The organism is Corynebacterium silvaticum, from assembly GCF_004382825.2.
Lineage (GTDB): Bacteria > Actinomycetota > Actinomycetes > Mycobacteriales > Mycobacteriaceae > Corynebacterium > Corynebacterium silvaticum.
Genome location: NZ_SDQO02000001.1, coordinates 858,356 through 872,447, shown reverse-complemented (window position 1 = coordinate 872,447; position 14,092 = coordinate 858,356). Strand labels below are relative to the sequence as shown.

8 protein-coding genes are annotated in these 14,092 nt (G+C 49.8%); all 8 read left to right on the top strand.

Annotated features, from left to right (window positions below):
• Positions 1-151: 151 nt before the first annotated feature.
• Entirely contained in the window at positions 152-1,396 is a 1,245-nt protein-coding gene (locus ET810_RS04005; RefSeq protein WP_087453918.1) for an alpha/beta hydrolase, read from the top strand.
• Positions 1,396-4,086 (top strand): bifunctional lysylphosphatidylglycerol flippase/synthetase MprF, encoded by a 2,691-nt coding sequence (locus ET810_RS04000; RefSeq protein WP_134315890.1) that lies wholly within the window; start codon positions 1,396-1,398, stop codon positions 4,084-4,086. The genes ET810_RS04005 and ET810_RS04000 overlap by 1 nt, the downstream gene beginning before the upstream one ends.
• A gap of 156 nt (positions 4,087-4,242) precedes the next feature.
• The gene (locus ET810_RS03995; protein ID WP_375167321.1) at positions 4,243-5,121 is read left to right on the top strand and encodes an ABC transporter substrate-binding protein; all 879 of its coding nucleotides are present in this window, start codon (positions 4,243-4,245) and stop codon (positions 5,119-5,121) included.
• Between the two features lie 56 nt (positions 5,122-5,177).
• On the top strand, positions 5,178-6,146 hold the full coding sequence (locus ET810_RS03990) for a FecCD family ABC transporter permease (RefSeq protein WP_087454879.1): 969 nt from the start codon (positions 5,178-5,180) through the stop codon (positions 6,144-6,146).
• 4 nt (positions 6,147-6,150) lie between these two features.
• Positions 6,151-7,182 carry a FecCD family ABC transporter permease gene (locus tag ET810_RS03985; RefSeq protein ID WP_087453921.1) on the top strand — a complete coding sequence of 344 codons (1,032 nt, stop codon included), beginning with the start codon at positions 6,151-6,153 and terminating at the stop codon, positions 7,180-7,182.
• Positions 7,182-8,003 carry an ABC transporter ATP-binding protein gene (locus tag ET810_RS03980; RefSeq protein WP_087453922.1) on the top strand — a complete coding sequence of 274 codons (822 nt, stop codon included), beginning with the start codon at positions 7,182-7,184 and terminating at the stop codon, positions 8,001-8,003. The genes ET810_RS03985 and ET810_RS03980 overlap by 1 nt, the downstream gene beginning before the upstream one ends.
• A gap of 21 nt (positions 8,004-8,024) precedes the next feature.
• Positions 8,025-11,411, top strand: a complete 3,387-nt coding sequence (locus ET810_RS03975) for an IucA/IucC family protein (protein WP_087453923.1) — start codon at positions 8,025-8,027, stop codon at positions 11,409-11,411.
• On the top strand, positions 11,404-12,708 hold the full coding sequence (locus ET810_RS03970) for an MFS transporter (RefSeq protein ID WP_134315891.1): 1,305 nt from the start codon (positions 11,404-11,406) through the stop codon (positions 12,706-12,708). The genes ET810_RS03975 and ET810_RS03970 overlap by 8 nt, the downstream gene beginning before the upstream one ends.
• The last annotated feature ends 1,384 nt before the right edge of the window (positions 12,709-14,092 follow it).

The following is a 14,092-nucleotide window of genomic DNA, read 5'->3' as shown; positions in this document are numbered from 1 at the left end:
ATTTGTGAATAAGCGCACTCGATTACGTGGGATATGTAGTGGGAACATGTGTTTTCCGGTGCATATATTTAATAAAAGCGGTGTAGTGTTAGTTCGTTCTGAAAGCCTAGATAAGGCTTGCTTTAAGCCTGAGGATGATTGAGATCTCTGTATGCAATTTCTTAAAGACATAAGCCTCACAGATCCGCCCGTGAGCTGGTTGATTTATGGGTGTGGCGTTATTGCGCTTTGGGTGGTCCTGAGAGGCCTTAAATCGAAACGAATTCTGGTCGTTTCGATGATATGGGCTGTGACCTCAGTTCTCGTTGTGATCGTGAGCAAATACTTTATTGAAGTTGTATGGAAGCCTTTCCCAGACGCTGTTCTCACGAACGTATACATAGCCTGGGGTCTCGTTATTTTCGTGTTTCTCTGCACCCTTACGCATTCCGGTACGCGAATCGCTACAGCTCTAGCTGTTCTGATCGCGGCAGTGTGCGCTGTAGGAGTGACAAATATTCATTATCAAACATACCCAGATGTGGCTTCACTCAATCCAAAACCTGTGGCAAAAGAAATGAGCTTTGATGAGTTCAACGCCACGCGGCGGGCGCCGTCGGATAGCTCAGGGGAAACAGGAGCGATCGTGACTGTTCCTCTGGCCGGGACTAGCTCAGGTTTCCCGGCGCGAGACGCCATAGCTTATGTTCCTCCGGCGTATTGGTCTCAGCCAGAGACACGTCTTCCGGTTTTGGTTCTGATGGCGGGGAATCCAGGTCAGCCTTCAGATTGGTTTGAATCGGGGCAAGTCGGAAGAGTTGCAGATCATTATCAAAAGACCCATGGGGGCGTATCTCCTATTGTGATCAGCGTCGATGGCACCGCTACATTCACCGGAAATCCTATTTGCGTGGATGGTCCGCAGCATAAAGTGATGACGTATATGAGCAAAGATGTGCCAGCACTGATTAAACAAAAATTTAGGGTCAATGAAGACCAACGGACGTGGACTGTTGGCGGATTAAGCTATGGCGGAACGTGCAGCCTGCAGATCATGACCAATCACCCGGATTCTTATGGTGCATTTCTTAATATGTCTGGGCAAGCGGAGCCGACCGTTGGTAACCATGGGGATACCGTTAAACAATTCTTTGGAGGCAATGAGGCTGCTTTCCAAGCGGTGAATCCCGCGCAGCTGTTGACCACCAAGCGCTACGACGGAATCCCCGGGTGCTTTGTGGCTGGTCAAGGAGATCTACTAGCGCAAAAAGAGCTGATGCATCTTAACGATCTTGCTATGAAAGCCGGGATGAAGACGGAGTATTTTACAGTGGAAGGCGGCCATGACTTTAAGACATGGCGAAATGCCATTGCGCAACATTTTGATTGGATTGCTCAACGAGGAGGCCTTAGCTAGTGCCATCAATCACGGGTATAACCACAGAACGTACCAACGAAGACACAAAAGAAGCTGGTGAGGTTAATGCTGAACTCAGCACGACTTCTGCGAAACTATCCACGAGGATAGTGCGTAATTATCTGACTACAACGCGGGTTGCGTGGCTTCCTATCACGTCGATTCGACGGATACTTTTCCCTATAGTTTCCTCTGGAAAAAGCATTATCACGCGAGTTCCGATCTCATTTTTGCTGCTTGCTCTTTTATGGATTCTCTACGCAAGCATTGATCACCCGCGGGACGTACTTGGGTTGAACTCCTCGGAGAAACTGCCATCTTGGCATCTTCTTACCGCTGGTCTTACCGTGGGGTCACACCAGTCCGCAGTGTTGGCGACTCTCGGGGTTCTCTTTTTAGCTGTTCCCGCTGAGATTGTTCTTGGGTCGATTCGATTCCTGGTAGCTGCTGGGGTAATGAATGGGATTTCTATTCCTTTAGGCGTGCTCAGCGCTCGATTTATTGAGACTTTAGGGCTTAATCAATGGGGCAATGATCTGCTCAATGAGACATTACTGAGCCCCACGGGGTGGATTTTTGGCACTGCTGCTGTCGCGTCTTCCTCGATGTCTACGCTGTGGCGACGGCGACTTCGGTTGATGCTGTTTTCTTTGTCCTTTACCTTGGTGCTGTTCTCCGGAACTTTGACTGATTCAGTAGCAACGGTTGCTACCGTCGTCGGCACTATTGTCGGGGCCGTTCAGCTCGGGGGAAGAAAGTACCACAAGATAAAAGTAGCTTTTCGACGCCCCTCACTGAGGGAATCCCGCATCCTGGTAGCAGTGCTCTGTATGAGCGTGGCGTTGGGTCCTGTTGTCGTTGCGTTTACCCCCCATGCCAATGGTCCGTTTTCTGCAGTGACTAGTTTGGTGTGGCAGCCGCAAATTTCCTCAGCGGACGCCGCGGAGATTTGTTCACCTGACTACTCATCACCGGAATGCATAGACGCACTGACGTTGGTTCGTCAAACAGGTTTTGCGGCTATTTTTGCTAATTTGGTCCCAGTTATCGCACAGCTGATCTTCTGCATTGGGCTGATTCGTGGACGTCGAGTAGCGTGGGGCCTTTCCCTTGTGCTGCAGTGCTTGTCGATTCTTGCGATTGCAGTTCAGCTCATGGCAATTACCGATGAGCGTGGCAATTCAATAATTTTCACAGTCAACTTCTTTGAGGTCATGCTGCCTTGGCTGATTACGTTGTTGGCCCTTGGCGTTAGCCGTCGGTTGTTCTTTGTCAGCGTGGAACGCAAAGACGTCGTGCGAAATGTTTCGTTGATCTTGGCCACATTCGTGATCACAGCCCTGATATGGGTAATTGGCGTTTACTATTTGGCAGACAGCTTTAGTTCTTTGGATTCGCTGCTCTATGCCTTCTATGAACTACCCAGTAGGTACCTGCCTCCGGCTCTAGCTTTGGTACTGGAGCACGTGTTGTATCCAGAAAGCCAACTTGCGTGGATTCTCTATCAATGGGTGGGCGCGGTGTTCTGGATGGTGGCCCTGTTTGCTCTCTACAGGCTCATTATGAGTATCCCCGCGACCGGCCATGGTGCATCGGATATCAGCACAGCGCGCAAGATCTTACGCAAGGGCTCTGGCGATCATCTGTCTTGGATGAGTATGTGGGACGGTAATAGCTTCTGGTTTGCTGAACCTCAGACACAAGATGATGTGGCTGTGGCCGAGGATGCCTCAGCCACTGAACAGCTTCCACGCGGTTTTGTTGCTTTTAGACTGGTAAAAGGTGTTGCTGTGACGCTGGGTGAGCCGGTGGTCTTGGAACAGAAAGACCGCTTGGCTGTGGCACGAGAATTCAAGGCGTACGCGTCTGGGCGTGGATGGCGGGTCGCCTGGTATTCCACTCGTGAAGAATTCGCCGAGGAAATCCGGGTTGATGGCTTTAGAAAGCTGCACGTTGCAGAGGAATCTGTCTTGCAAACCACCAACACCGAGTTTAAAGGTAAAAAGTTCCAAAATATCCGTACCGCACGCAATCGAGCTGGCAAAGAGGGGATTAGCACGGTCTGGACCTCCTGGTCGGAGGCCTCACCCGAGCTGCAAAACAGGATTGTGGTGCTTTCTGAGGAATGGGTGTCGGAAAAAGCCCTGCCTGAGATGGGATTCACCCTTGGAACCCTGGAAGAGCTCAAAGATTCTGAGACCAAGTTGCTTGTTGCCGTCGATGAAAACGGCCATGTGCACGGAGTAACAAGCTGGCTTCCTGTTCGCGAGAATGGCGTTCTTGCCGGCTACACCTTGGATTTCATGCGTCGCGACGCCAACGGATTCCGGCCTGTCATTGAGTTTTTGTTGGCCGAAGCGCTGATCAAAGCGAAAGAACTCGGCTGTTCGTGGATTTCCCTTTCCGGAGCTCCTCTTGCTCCGCCATCGGGTCAAACAATGCCCACGCTTCTCGACGCGACGTTGAACAAAGCCGGCGAAGCTATTGAGCCGTTGTACGGGTTTAGGTCCTTGGCAGCATCGAAATATAAGTTCCATCCGGAGCATCAAGCCTGGTATCTGTGTTACGACGACGAGCTGGCTTTGCCAACGATCGGCCTGGCTGTTTCCCAATGTTATCTCCCTCAGCTAAGTGCTAAAGACGCCCGTGCCGCGCTTACTACGTGGATGCGCGCACAGCGAATGCCATAAGAGGTTTTTAGTGTTCCTGGTGGAGACGAAGGGCTCTCACCAGGAACACTCAGGATGGCAGGAAAGCTTCTTCGTGGCAGTGTGAAAAATAATTTTGCTTAAAGGACACAGACATTGCAGTATTAGGATATGCAAAGCAAACCTAATTTCTTGAGTATGTCTCGGCGGAATACCCTACTTATTGCAGCTGCAGCGATGATGACTATTGCCGCATTGATCTTGGCAGGATGTTCTACGACCAACAGCACGAATTCCAACGCAGAAGGTTCTCAAGACGCACAAAAGACGTCGCAAAAACGGGTCGTTGCGCTGGACTGGCGATATGAGGAAATCCTCTACGCTCTTGGAGTGCAACCAGTGGGAATAGTGGAAATAGGTAAGTCAAAAGAACCCCAAACCCTTAAAGGAAAATTGGGAGACGCCACATCGGTAGGACAAGCTAAGCAGCCAAATTTAGAAGTTATCCAATCCCTCGAACCTGACCTTATCCTCGCGAGTCCCACGCGCCAAGCAGGGATTATGGAGCAGCTAAAAAATATTGCTCCCACTGAGGCTTACCAGGACACGAGCTATATCGATGTGCTTGACTCCATGGACAGCATTGCGAAAAAGCTAGGAAAAGAGGACAAAGCCGCAGAAGTTCGGAGCCGAATCGAATCTAAAATCGGAGCGGCTAAAAATAAAGTGGAACCCGGTACCCGCACTGCTCTTATCGGATGGTCCAAAAATACGCTTTATACATGGGTAAAAGAATCCTTCCCCGGATCTCTCTTAACTGCTGCTGGATACGACTATGGTTTTGATGGGCAAAAATCTGCGATTGAGTCCAAGACTGACGTAGCAGAACTGACTGGTGACAAATTGCCTGAAATGAAGCTTGACGTGATGTATTTGTATAACGATATCGAGGGCTTCCGCGCCAGCCCTTATGCTGGGGTTGTTCATAATATCGTGGATGTTGAACAGGATACGTGGTCACGGTCGCGCGGCCCATTGGCTGCAGAAGCAATGCTGGATCAGATTATTAATTCCTAGCCGTGCTTGCGTATCAGAAGAAACAGACAGGAGGCTCGCTAAAAAAGGGAGCCTCCTTGGCTATATGCGTGTTTGCCTGCATTCTTATCATCGGAGCCTTATCTTCGTGGAAATTACTGCAGGTCGAGGCCCCAAAAGATGCGCCATGGTTGTATCAAGAGATCTGGTTGGGAACGCGTGATCGCTTATTGAGTGCACTATTTATCGGCGCTGCGCTAGGAACAGCTGGGGTACTACTACGAACTGCGACATCGAACCCTCTTGCTGATCCACATATCACGGGAGTTAACGCAGGTGCTGCCTTCGGCGCAGTGGCATCAAGCTTTATCACCGGCTCATCTACCGGCGTATATGTGCTGCCCGGTGCTCTTGCCGGAGCAGCAGTGGCCTCTAGTATCACGCTGGTGCTTAGCCTGCGTGGAAGAAATCCGGATTTGTCTGGAACAAATGCAATCCAAAAAATGGTTTTATTAGGAATTGCCGTTTCCGCAGTGTTTAGCGCAATGACTTCAATCTTCTTAGTTTTGGATGAAGCTCAATTGACCACGGTTCTGGCATGGCTTAACGGGCGCCTTGGTGGCATCCGGTTGCCCGACCTTATCCCCGTGATCATAGCGGTCGCTGTTCTATTACCAATCCTATTTGCAGCGGGAAGAGCATTGGATGCGTTGAGCACCGGCGATTCTGTTAGTAGAGCGATCGGGGCAAACCCAGCTTTGGTAAGAAAATGGGTTGTTGTTTCCGCCGTGATTCTTACTGCGACATGCGTGGCCGCAGCTGGACCAATTGGCTTTTTGGGTCTTTTAGCAGCGGTGATTGCGCAACGAGTATGTGGGAGAACACATCGATTTGTACTCATCTCCGCGGCATGCGTGGGAGCGACGGTGCTGCTGGTGGCGGATACGATAGGGCAACAATTATGGGCTCCAGCAGAGACTCCGGTGGGTATTCTGACGGGGATTGCTGGTGTACCGCTGCTGCTATGGGGTATTCGGCGTATGGGATCTACAGGAAAGTCAAGGTAACCCCATGAAAAGAAATAAAGAATTAGTCTTGAAAAATTCCCATAAAAATCCACGGTATTCGCACAAAAAGTTTGCCACTGTTGTGTTTACGTGCAGTGCCTTACTGGTTTTTGCGTGCATTATCGGAATGGCGATCGGGGCTGTGCAAAAACCACTTATTGATGTTGTAACGGGTGTTCTTGCCGGTGAAGACCTCTATTGGAAATACCGGATGCCACGGGTTGTTGTAGGAATGCTGGCTGGGATTGGTATGGCTATCTCAGGGTGTTTGCTGCAAACAGGCTTACGCAATCCTCTTGCAGCACCCGATACTTTAGGCATTACTGCCGGTGGGGGATTACTTGCTGTTTTAGCTCTTCTGGGGTTTAGTACGCTTCCAGCTGCTTTTCTCACTCCGATTGCTTTTCTTGGTTCTTTGTTTGGTGCCATCCTTGTCTTTGCTGCGGCAGGTAAAGCCAGTATCGATCCAGCTCGCTTAGCTTTGACTGGAGTTGCGGTTTCTGTGGGCCTTGCTGCCGTAACGCAGCTGCTTCTAGTCAGGGCGGCTCCTGAAGCAGGGGCAGCAATGACCTGGTTAAAAGGATCTTTGTATGCGCGCACGATGAGTGATGCCATGACGGTTGCCCCAGTTATTATTGCTAGCTTTATCGTGGTCATGGTGCTGGCTCGTCATTTCAATGCTTTGGCACTGGATGATTCCACAATGAAAAGTATCGGAGCACATGTACGGGTTTTACGCCTGGGAGCTATGGGGATTGCGGTGCTCTGTGGCGCTGCGTCGGTAGCGGCTGCAGGGGTCCTTGGCTTTGTGGGGCTCATCGTCCCACATGCCGCAAAATTACTTGTAGGGCAGTCTTTGGCTAGACAAGTGCCAGTTGCTGCCTTAGCAGGAGCAGCCATTGTTGTGGGAGCCGATGCGGTGGGGCGATGGGCCTTCGCGCCGACGGAGATCCCGGTGGGAGCGCTCATCGCAATCGCTGGGGCACCATATTTCATCTATCTGGTTCTCAACGTGACAAGAGTTCAGGGGAAATAATGTTTGACCGGAAAAACGATAACGCATGCGTCATTAACGAGCCCCAGCTTGCTTGCAGAGGAGTATCAGCGGGATATGGCGGAGAACATATAATAAAAGACGTTTCGGTGACGATTCCCGCTGGGAAAATTACTGCGTTGATTGGCCCTAATGGCTGTGGTAAATCGACTCTGCTCAAACTGCTAGGAAACCAATTAAAAAGCGAACAGGGGCAAGTCACATTAGGGGACCGTGGCCTTGACACCTTCTCTGCCCGCGATTTTGCACGTCAAGTCTCTTTTTTGCCTCAGCAACCGGTCGTTCCTGAAGGCATGACGGTGCGTGAGCTTATTGCTTTTGGGCGTTATCCGTATACAGGTGCCTTTGCTTCTTTAAGCGAATCAGATCAGCGAGCTATCGATGAGGCTGCCAGGCTTACCAGCGTTGATGATTTCCTGGGGCATTCTGCAATGGAATTGTCTGGGGGACAAAAACAACGCATGTGGATTGCGATGACTCTGGCGCAGGAAACCTCTATCATGCTGCTTGATGAGCCCACCACGTTTCTAGATCCTGCACATCAGTTGGCTATCTTGGATCTGGTCACGTCTTTGAATAAACAGGGGCGGACTGTCGTGATGGTGGTCCACGATATGGCACATGCGGCTAAGTTTTCTGACCATGTTGTGGTGATGAAGGAAGGAAAAATTCTTGAGCAAGGACCGACGGAGTCCACTTTGAATTCATCCCTGATTAAGAAGGCTTTTAACATCTCGACGCTTATGGTGACAGATCCAGAAACTGGAAGAAAGCTTCCCATTGCCTATGGAATTAACAAGTGACTAAAGGTAGCCTTGGCTACTATGTCGAATAGTAAATTTGAAAAAATTAGCCACTTTAAAGATTTCTCTGTGTTTATCCAGGCCTCCGAGGAGGATATTCGTCAGAGACTGATTACTGCGCTTCAACAGGAAAAATTGCTTTGTGACGAGACCGTTCTAGAGGACTCGAGGACACAATCTCTGCAGAGCGATTCTCCTGCACAACTGCTACGCCACCTGGCAGAATCAGAGGCACTCGCCGTAGACGCAACCAACCTTGATCGGGCATGCGCAGAAATTGAAGACGGAATAACGGGGCTTGCACGGGCTCGAGCTGGGATTTCTTCTCGTTGGAAGGAAAAACACGAAGAGCTTTCCTCGGAAGCACGTAGCAGTCTGGAGCAGACCCCCTTTTCTACACTCGTTGCGGCGATGCTACAGCGATGTCCGGTGGCTGATTCATCTGCATTATTGGCTAGATGTGAACAATTAGTGTGTGATGGGCACCCAACTCACCCCGCTGCAAAGACTTCCTTGGGCGTAGGAGAAGCCTGGCAGGACGTCCTTCCTGAGCAGATCGAATCGTATGAATTACGGTTTGTGGCTGTTCCTCAAGAATATGTTGTAGCCACAGGGGTGGGCATGCGCGAGGAACTAGCTAACCTACTTCCACAGTTCTCTCGCATGTTAGAAGCTGAGCTTCTAAAGGAGGGGAGAGAAGACCAAGAAGTCATCCCTGTTCATCCATTTCAGTGGCAATCGGTGATTAAGAAAGAATTTTCTCAAGAAATTTCAGACGGTGTAGTGCGTCTACTCCATACAACTATTTCAGCTGAACCTCTTATGTCTGTTCGGACTGTGCGCGTAAGCGATGGGGTAGGGTCGGCCCATATCAAACTCGCATTGGAAGTGCAGCTTACAGGGGCTGTCCGAGGTATTTCTGAAGGTGCGGTAAAAGCGCCGCTGATTTCTTCTGTGGTTGATTCAATTATGGCGCTGGATTCAGGCTTTGTTCCTCGCACTCTAGAAGATGAACCCGGATTCAACCTTGTGCGAGATAAAGCCGCGGTTCGATGGGACGCAAACACCGGAATTCGATCGCATTGCTTGGGGGCGATACTCCGAGAAGATCCTGCACGGAATGTGCGCTCTGGCGATGTGGCTTTGCCCGTCGCAACGCTGATGTCGCGAAACCCACTGACCGGCAACTATGTATTCAAAGAGTTAGTTGAAGAACTATCCCACGGTTCTTACGGAGAAACGACAGAATTTATTGAGGAATGGTTTACTGCGCTAGGCCGATTGCTGTTTGTGCCGGCTTCTGCTTTGCTGGGGCGCTGGGGAATCGCGCTTGAGCCACACCCACAAAATGTTGTTGTGGTATTGCGAGATGGCATGCCACACAAGGTATTTGTGCGAGATCTGGGAGGCTGCCGACTGTGGTCTCAGGGGCCGTTAGCCGAGCATAGTATGGGACGCGGCATTATTGATGAGGTTGCCGGTACTGCGCTGAGTGAAAAGGATGCGTTGCGGCTTGTGGATAAAGTGTTCTATCCGCTGGTCGCTAATCTGTACCGGAACCTCCTGGACTGTCTTTCTTTAGAAAAACAGCAGGTAAAAAGCATCTCTACTAAGCTTGCATACTTGCTTGCATGTGAATACTGGCGCAGCCGTGCGGCTAAGTTTGGATCAGAGTCATCCATGGAAACCCCCATGAACCAGCACCTGTCACTTGTTTATGGGCGCTTTTTAGGCAGTGAATTACCGGTTAAGCGAGTACTAGGAATGCGTCTTTCCGGTGCCGTGACAGAACAGGAATATGTGTTTGCTCACAACCCCTTGGAACACAAAGACTTTTTGGAGCAGCAATATCTACGCAGAAAAATTGAGCGGAACAGGAAATGGGCTGAAACGCGTGTACTCAACCGCGTGAAAGCTGCTGCTAAAGATGAAGGCCTTTCACCGGAAGACCTCACGGCGTTAGCAGAAGATATAAGGAACGCGGCGGAGAACCTCTCACTCGTTCGGACTCACGTGGAGCACCACATAGGAAGGCACAGCCGGAGTCTATGGACTATGCTCCAGGAACTGCCGTCACACGAGGCAATGGTTGCTGCCGACTCGCTAGGAATTAGCGGACACAATGTGCATCCGTTGGCAAAACTTCGGCGAGGATTCTCCACGGAAGAGTCCGTAGCCTATGGCCCCGAGTCCTATTCCACAGTAGATTTACGGCTATTAGCAGTGCGTCGTGATCTAGTGGAGACTTCTGCAGCAGAGGGGTTTCATGCTTTTTTCACCCGTCATTTTGCCAACCATGTTGATGCCGCAGTGCAAGAACTGTGCAGGATGGGGCATAATCCGCATGAATTTGAGATCATTCCTGTTCATCCTTGGCAATGGGAACACGTGATCTCAGAGGCGTATAAGCAGGAGATTCATGCTGGATTAATAGTAATCATTCCCCATGTGACGCTGGCTGTGCGTCCCACCATCTCTTTGCGCACGGCTATCCCGCATGCGCCGTCAGTACTAGGGCAACGGCCTTTTATTAAGTGTGCGGTCGACGTTGTACTCACATCAACGCGACGTTCTATTTCACAAAATAGCGCGCTAGGGACACCACGAGTTGCCGAACTCGTGAAAAATGCGGTTGCCTATGTGCAGGAAAACATGGGTGCTTCTCGACGCGTCAAGGTTATCCCTGAGCTAGCAGGAGTTACATTGGCCAGGAGCATTGGAAGTACAGATGAAGCTGCCAGGCGTGGCTTATCTATTTTGCTACGCGACGACGCCGCCAACTACCTAGAAGACGGCGAAATCGCGATAAGCGCATGTGTCTTACGTGGGCACGAGGGAATACTGGTAAGCCCGCTGCAGGAACTCGGCTTGGACTTTCTGCGCAGATACACCTTTGACCTTATGAGCACAGTATTGGGCCTTATGTGTTTCCGGGGGATTGCCCTAGAACAGCATTTGCAAAACACGATGGTTCGTATCGCTTTTGTGGATGGAGCCCCTGTTTATCGAGGTCTCTTGTTAAGAGATTTCTCTGGATTGCGCGCGTACCTACCAAGGCTTAATCAATGGTGCGAACAAAACCCATTTGAACCCAATGCAATAACCCTGACAGATGATTATGAAGAATTCATCAACAAGGGGTTCTATGCCTCTGTTTTTGGGAATCTGGATGGCTTTGTCACCGAGATTGCTCACCTACACGAGGTTGATAGTGATGACGTATGGGAAATAGTGCGTGCGGAAATAGACTGCTTTATCGATGCTCTACCATGCCCGCTTCCGGAGAACGATGCCCAATGGTTGCGTCGAGAAGCTATGCGACGCAAAGGGTTTTTATCCATGGGGATGAATAAAACAGGAACGGATATATACATTGATGTGACAAACCCACTGCGTGACAATGCGTAAACTATTGATGCGTGGAGATGATAAACCGAATGGTGTTCGACTGCTCATAGGCCAAGCATTGCTTTCTCGAGTAGCAAGCTCCGCTGAGCTCGTAGCACTCAACTGGTGGGTTTTTCATGCCACAGGGTCATCCACGCTGGTCGGTCTTATCACTTTTGCCAGGTTATTTCCTCTGATTTTGGCTGCTCCCAAGTTAGGAGCCATGTCTGATAAGAAAGATCCCACCCAATTGCTTGCGTTTGTGCTTTTTATCGGCAGCGCAGCCACGTTACTCATAGCTGGGCTAATTTTAGTAGCGGCGCGCACCTCGGTTTTAAGCACCGGGCACATAGTGTGGCTTGTGTGCGGTGTTGTGGCTATTCGCGCATTAATAACGTCTGCTGAGCCAGCTATTAGAAATGTGGTCTTAACCAAGCTGAGCGAGGACACAACGTTTATGTCGAATATGTCATCGCTGTCGCTGGTCTTAACTCTCTCGCTTGCAATCGGACCAGCAGTGTCGGGCCTTTTGATGGCGATTGGTGGAGTCGCTCTCGCCATTGCTCTAAGCGCGGTGTTGTACGGCATCGCTGCTGTCATCGCCATAAAGATGTCTGCTTGGGGAACAAACCGAAAGCACAGTTCCGACGTCGCAGTGAAAGACATCGCTGTGGACGAAGAATCTGGAAAACAGGCTTCCCCACAGAAAAACACGAAGACCCTAGCGATTATTCGGGCAGAAATCCGTAAACAGCCAGCTCTTGGCGCACAACTTATCCTAGCCGCAGGTCCGATGCTTTTTGTTTTCCCTTATACCGCGATGCTTCCCGTTATAGCGCATTCAGCCTTCACAGACGACGCAGAATATGGCGTTGCACTTATGGCGGGAGCTGCTGGCATCGGAGCCGTTTTGGGTGCGCTAGTTATAAAGAGATGGATCAAAAAACCTGCGGCGATAGTGGCTTTTTATAGCGCTGTTCTCCTGTCCATCCCGCTTGCTGGACTTGCGACGTCGCTTTCTACCGGAAACATCGCTTGGCTTAACCTTTTGCTCATTGGGAGTATTGGGCTTATTGGCCAGCTGTATCGAACAACAAACCGAGTTGCCACGTTGGTACTAGCACCAGACGTGCATAGGGGACTTTTTAGCGGGATTTCCCAAACAGATCGTGCACTCATCCCGTGCGGGGCATTTTTCTTGGGAATCATCGCAGATCATGCAAGCGCAACCGTGATGATAAGTTGCATGGTTGCTGGCAATATTTTATTTGTTCTGCCAGCCCTTGGATTAATGATGAGGAGTAGGAGAGTGGGCTAGGGGGAGGTCGATATGTCTTGCCACACCCAATGGTTGCTGTGATAGTTGTTCTATTAGCTTTAATAGTTATCTACTCTCGACGAGTATCTAGTAACCAGCCCTGATGGTTCGCAACGATTCGATACAGAACGGGCTGCAGCGAATTGTGGTAAGAACAACTCTTGGTCCTGGTGACCCAATTAATCCACTGGATCGAGCATGTATGGGACACGATCATTGCTTGAATATTAAGCGTCCGGTGTGTGATTGCGACCGTGAGTTTGTCAACAAGTCGCGTCAGATTAGAGGTCAGTATTCTGGATGGCCTCGAACGTACCTTGAAGCAGCTATCGTAGTTGTGCCTAGATGGCATGGTCGTAATGTGTAATGAAAGCCGATATTCTGGTTTTTAACAGTGTCGTCTCTGACGAAGGACATGAAAATGGGGCTAAATAAGTCGGTGAATCGCGATTTGGCACAAATGAAATCCCCCCGTTTATTAGGGTGGGGTGCAATGGTTGCTGCCTTTATTGTTAGTTATCTATTTTGGATTATTGGCAAGCAGTTGTGGTGGCCCACAGTGGTTATTACCTGTATAACTCTAGCTTCTATTTGTGTTTAACTGCTATCTTGCATATAAAACAAAGAAGTATGACTTGTATATCGCCGCATTGCTATCGGTGCTAGCGCCGGCGATTATTATCACTATCGCATTCGGATTCTTCTTCTCTGGTCCACCTTCTTAGTGGCGTGCAATGCGCGATTCTTTTTGAGGAGAGAAAATTAGGTTCCTATTGGTGTAGGAGCCTATTTTTTGCTGTTTTTAGGCCGTCAGAGGCAGCTCCTCCTGGTCTTTCTTGGCTTTTTTGATTCCCCACACGAGGTCGGGCGCCGTATTCACGGCAGATTTTGTTGGCGAGGTACTGAGAAATTCCAGAGACGCTTTCTGTGTTCTGTATTCCTTTGGAGGTGCTAATATTCTGGTTGCTGTTTTCCGGTAAACGTCAATAAGCAAGAGAAGTTTCTTGATCTGGCACAAGGAGAACTACCGCAAAATACTCGAGTGGCACTTGCTGCCTCCATCATTCCTACGGGAACTACCACATGAAGAGTCGGATCTACCGTACCGCATATTCAGACAAAATCGTTCCAGGTTTTGTCTGAACGGTTCATACCGTGCGTCCGCTGTAGTAGGGGTTATGTAATTGGAGTTACGTTAAAAAACTAAGATTTAAAGTAACTGGTATATATATACCGCCATGCTGCTCCCGTTTTTTGTAAAGGAGTGTTTTATATGGGGTTGCCTTCGGGGGCACGGTGGTGTCCACCATTAATAACCCATGCATCTAGACGGGGACAATTGGCGACCGTTAAACATCGGTTTGTATCATCGTGAGAAAAGCCC

Excerpts from the sequence above, each read along its gene's own strand:
- ET810_RS03985 (WP_087453921.1), top strand. The coding sequence starts at position 6,151 with ATGAAAAGAAATAAAGAATTAGTCTTGAAAAATTCCCATAAAAATCCA.
- ET810_RS03980 (WP_087453922.1), top strand. The coding sequence starts at position 7,182 with ATGTTTGACCGGAAAAACGATAACGCATGCGTCATTAACGAGCCCCAG.
- ET810_RS03975 (WP_087453923.1), top strand. The coding sequence starts at position 8,025 with ATGTCGAATAGTAAATTTGAAAAAATTAGCCACTTTAAAGATTTCTCT.
- ET810_RS03995 (WP_375167321.1), top strand. The coding sequence starts at position 4,243 with ATGTCTCGGCGGAATACCCTACTTATTGCAGCTGCAGCGATGATGACT.
- ET810_RS04005 (WP_087453918.1), top strand. The coding sequence starts at position 152 with ATGCAATTTCTTAAAGACATAAGCCTCACAGATCCGCCCGTGAGCTGG.
- ET810_RS03970 (WP_134315891.1), top strand. The coding sequence starts at position 11,404 with ATGCGTAAACTATTGATGCGTGGAGATGATAAACCGAATGGTGTTCGA.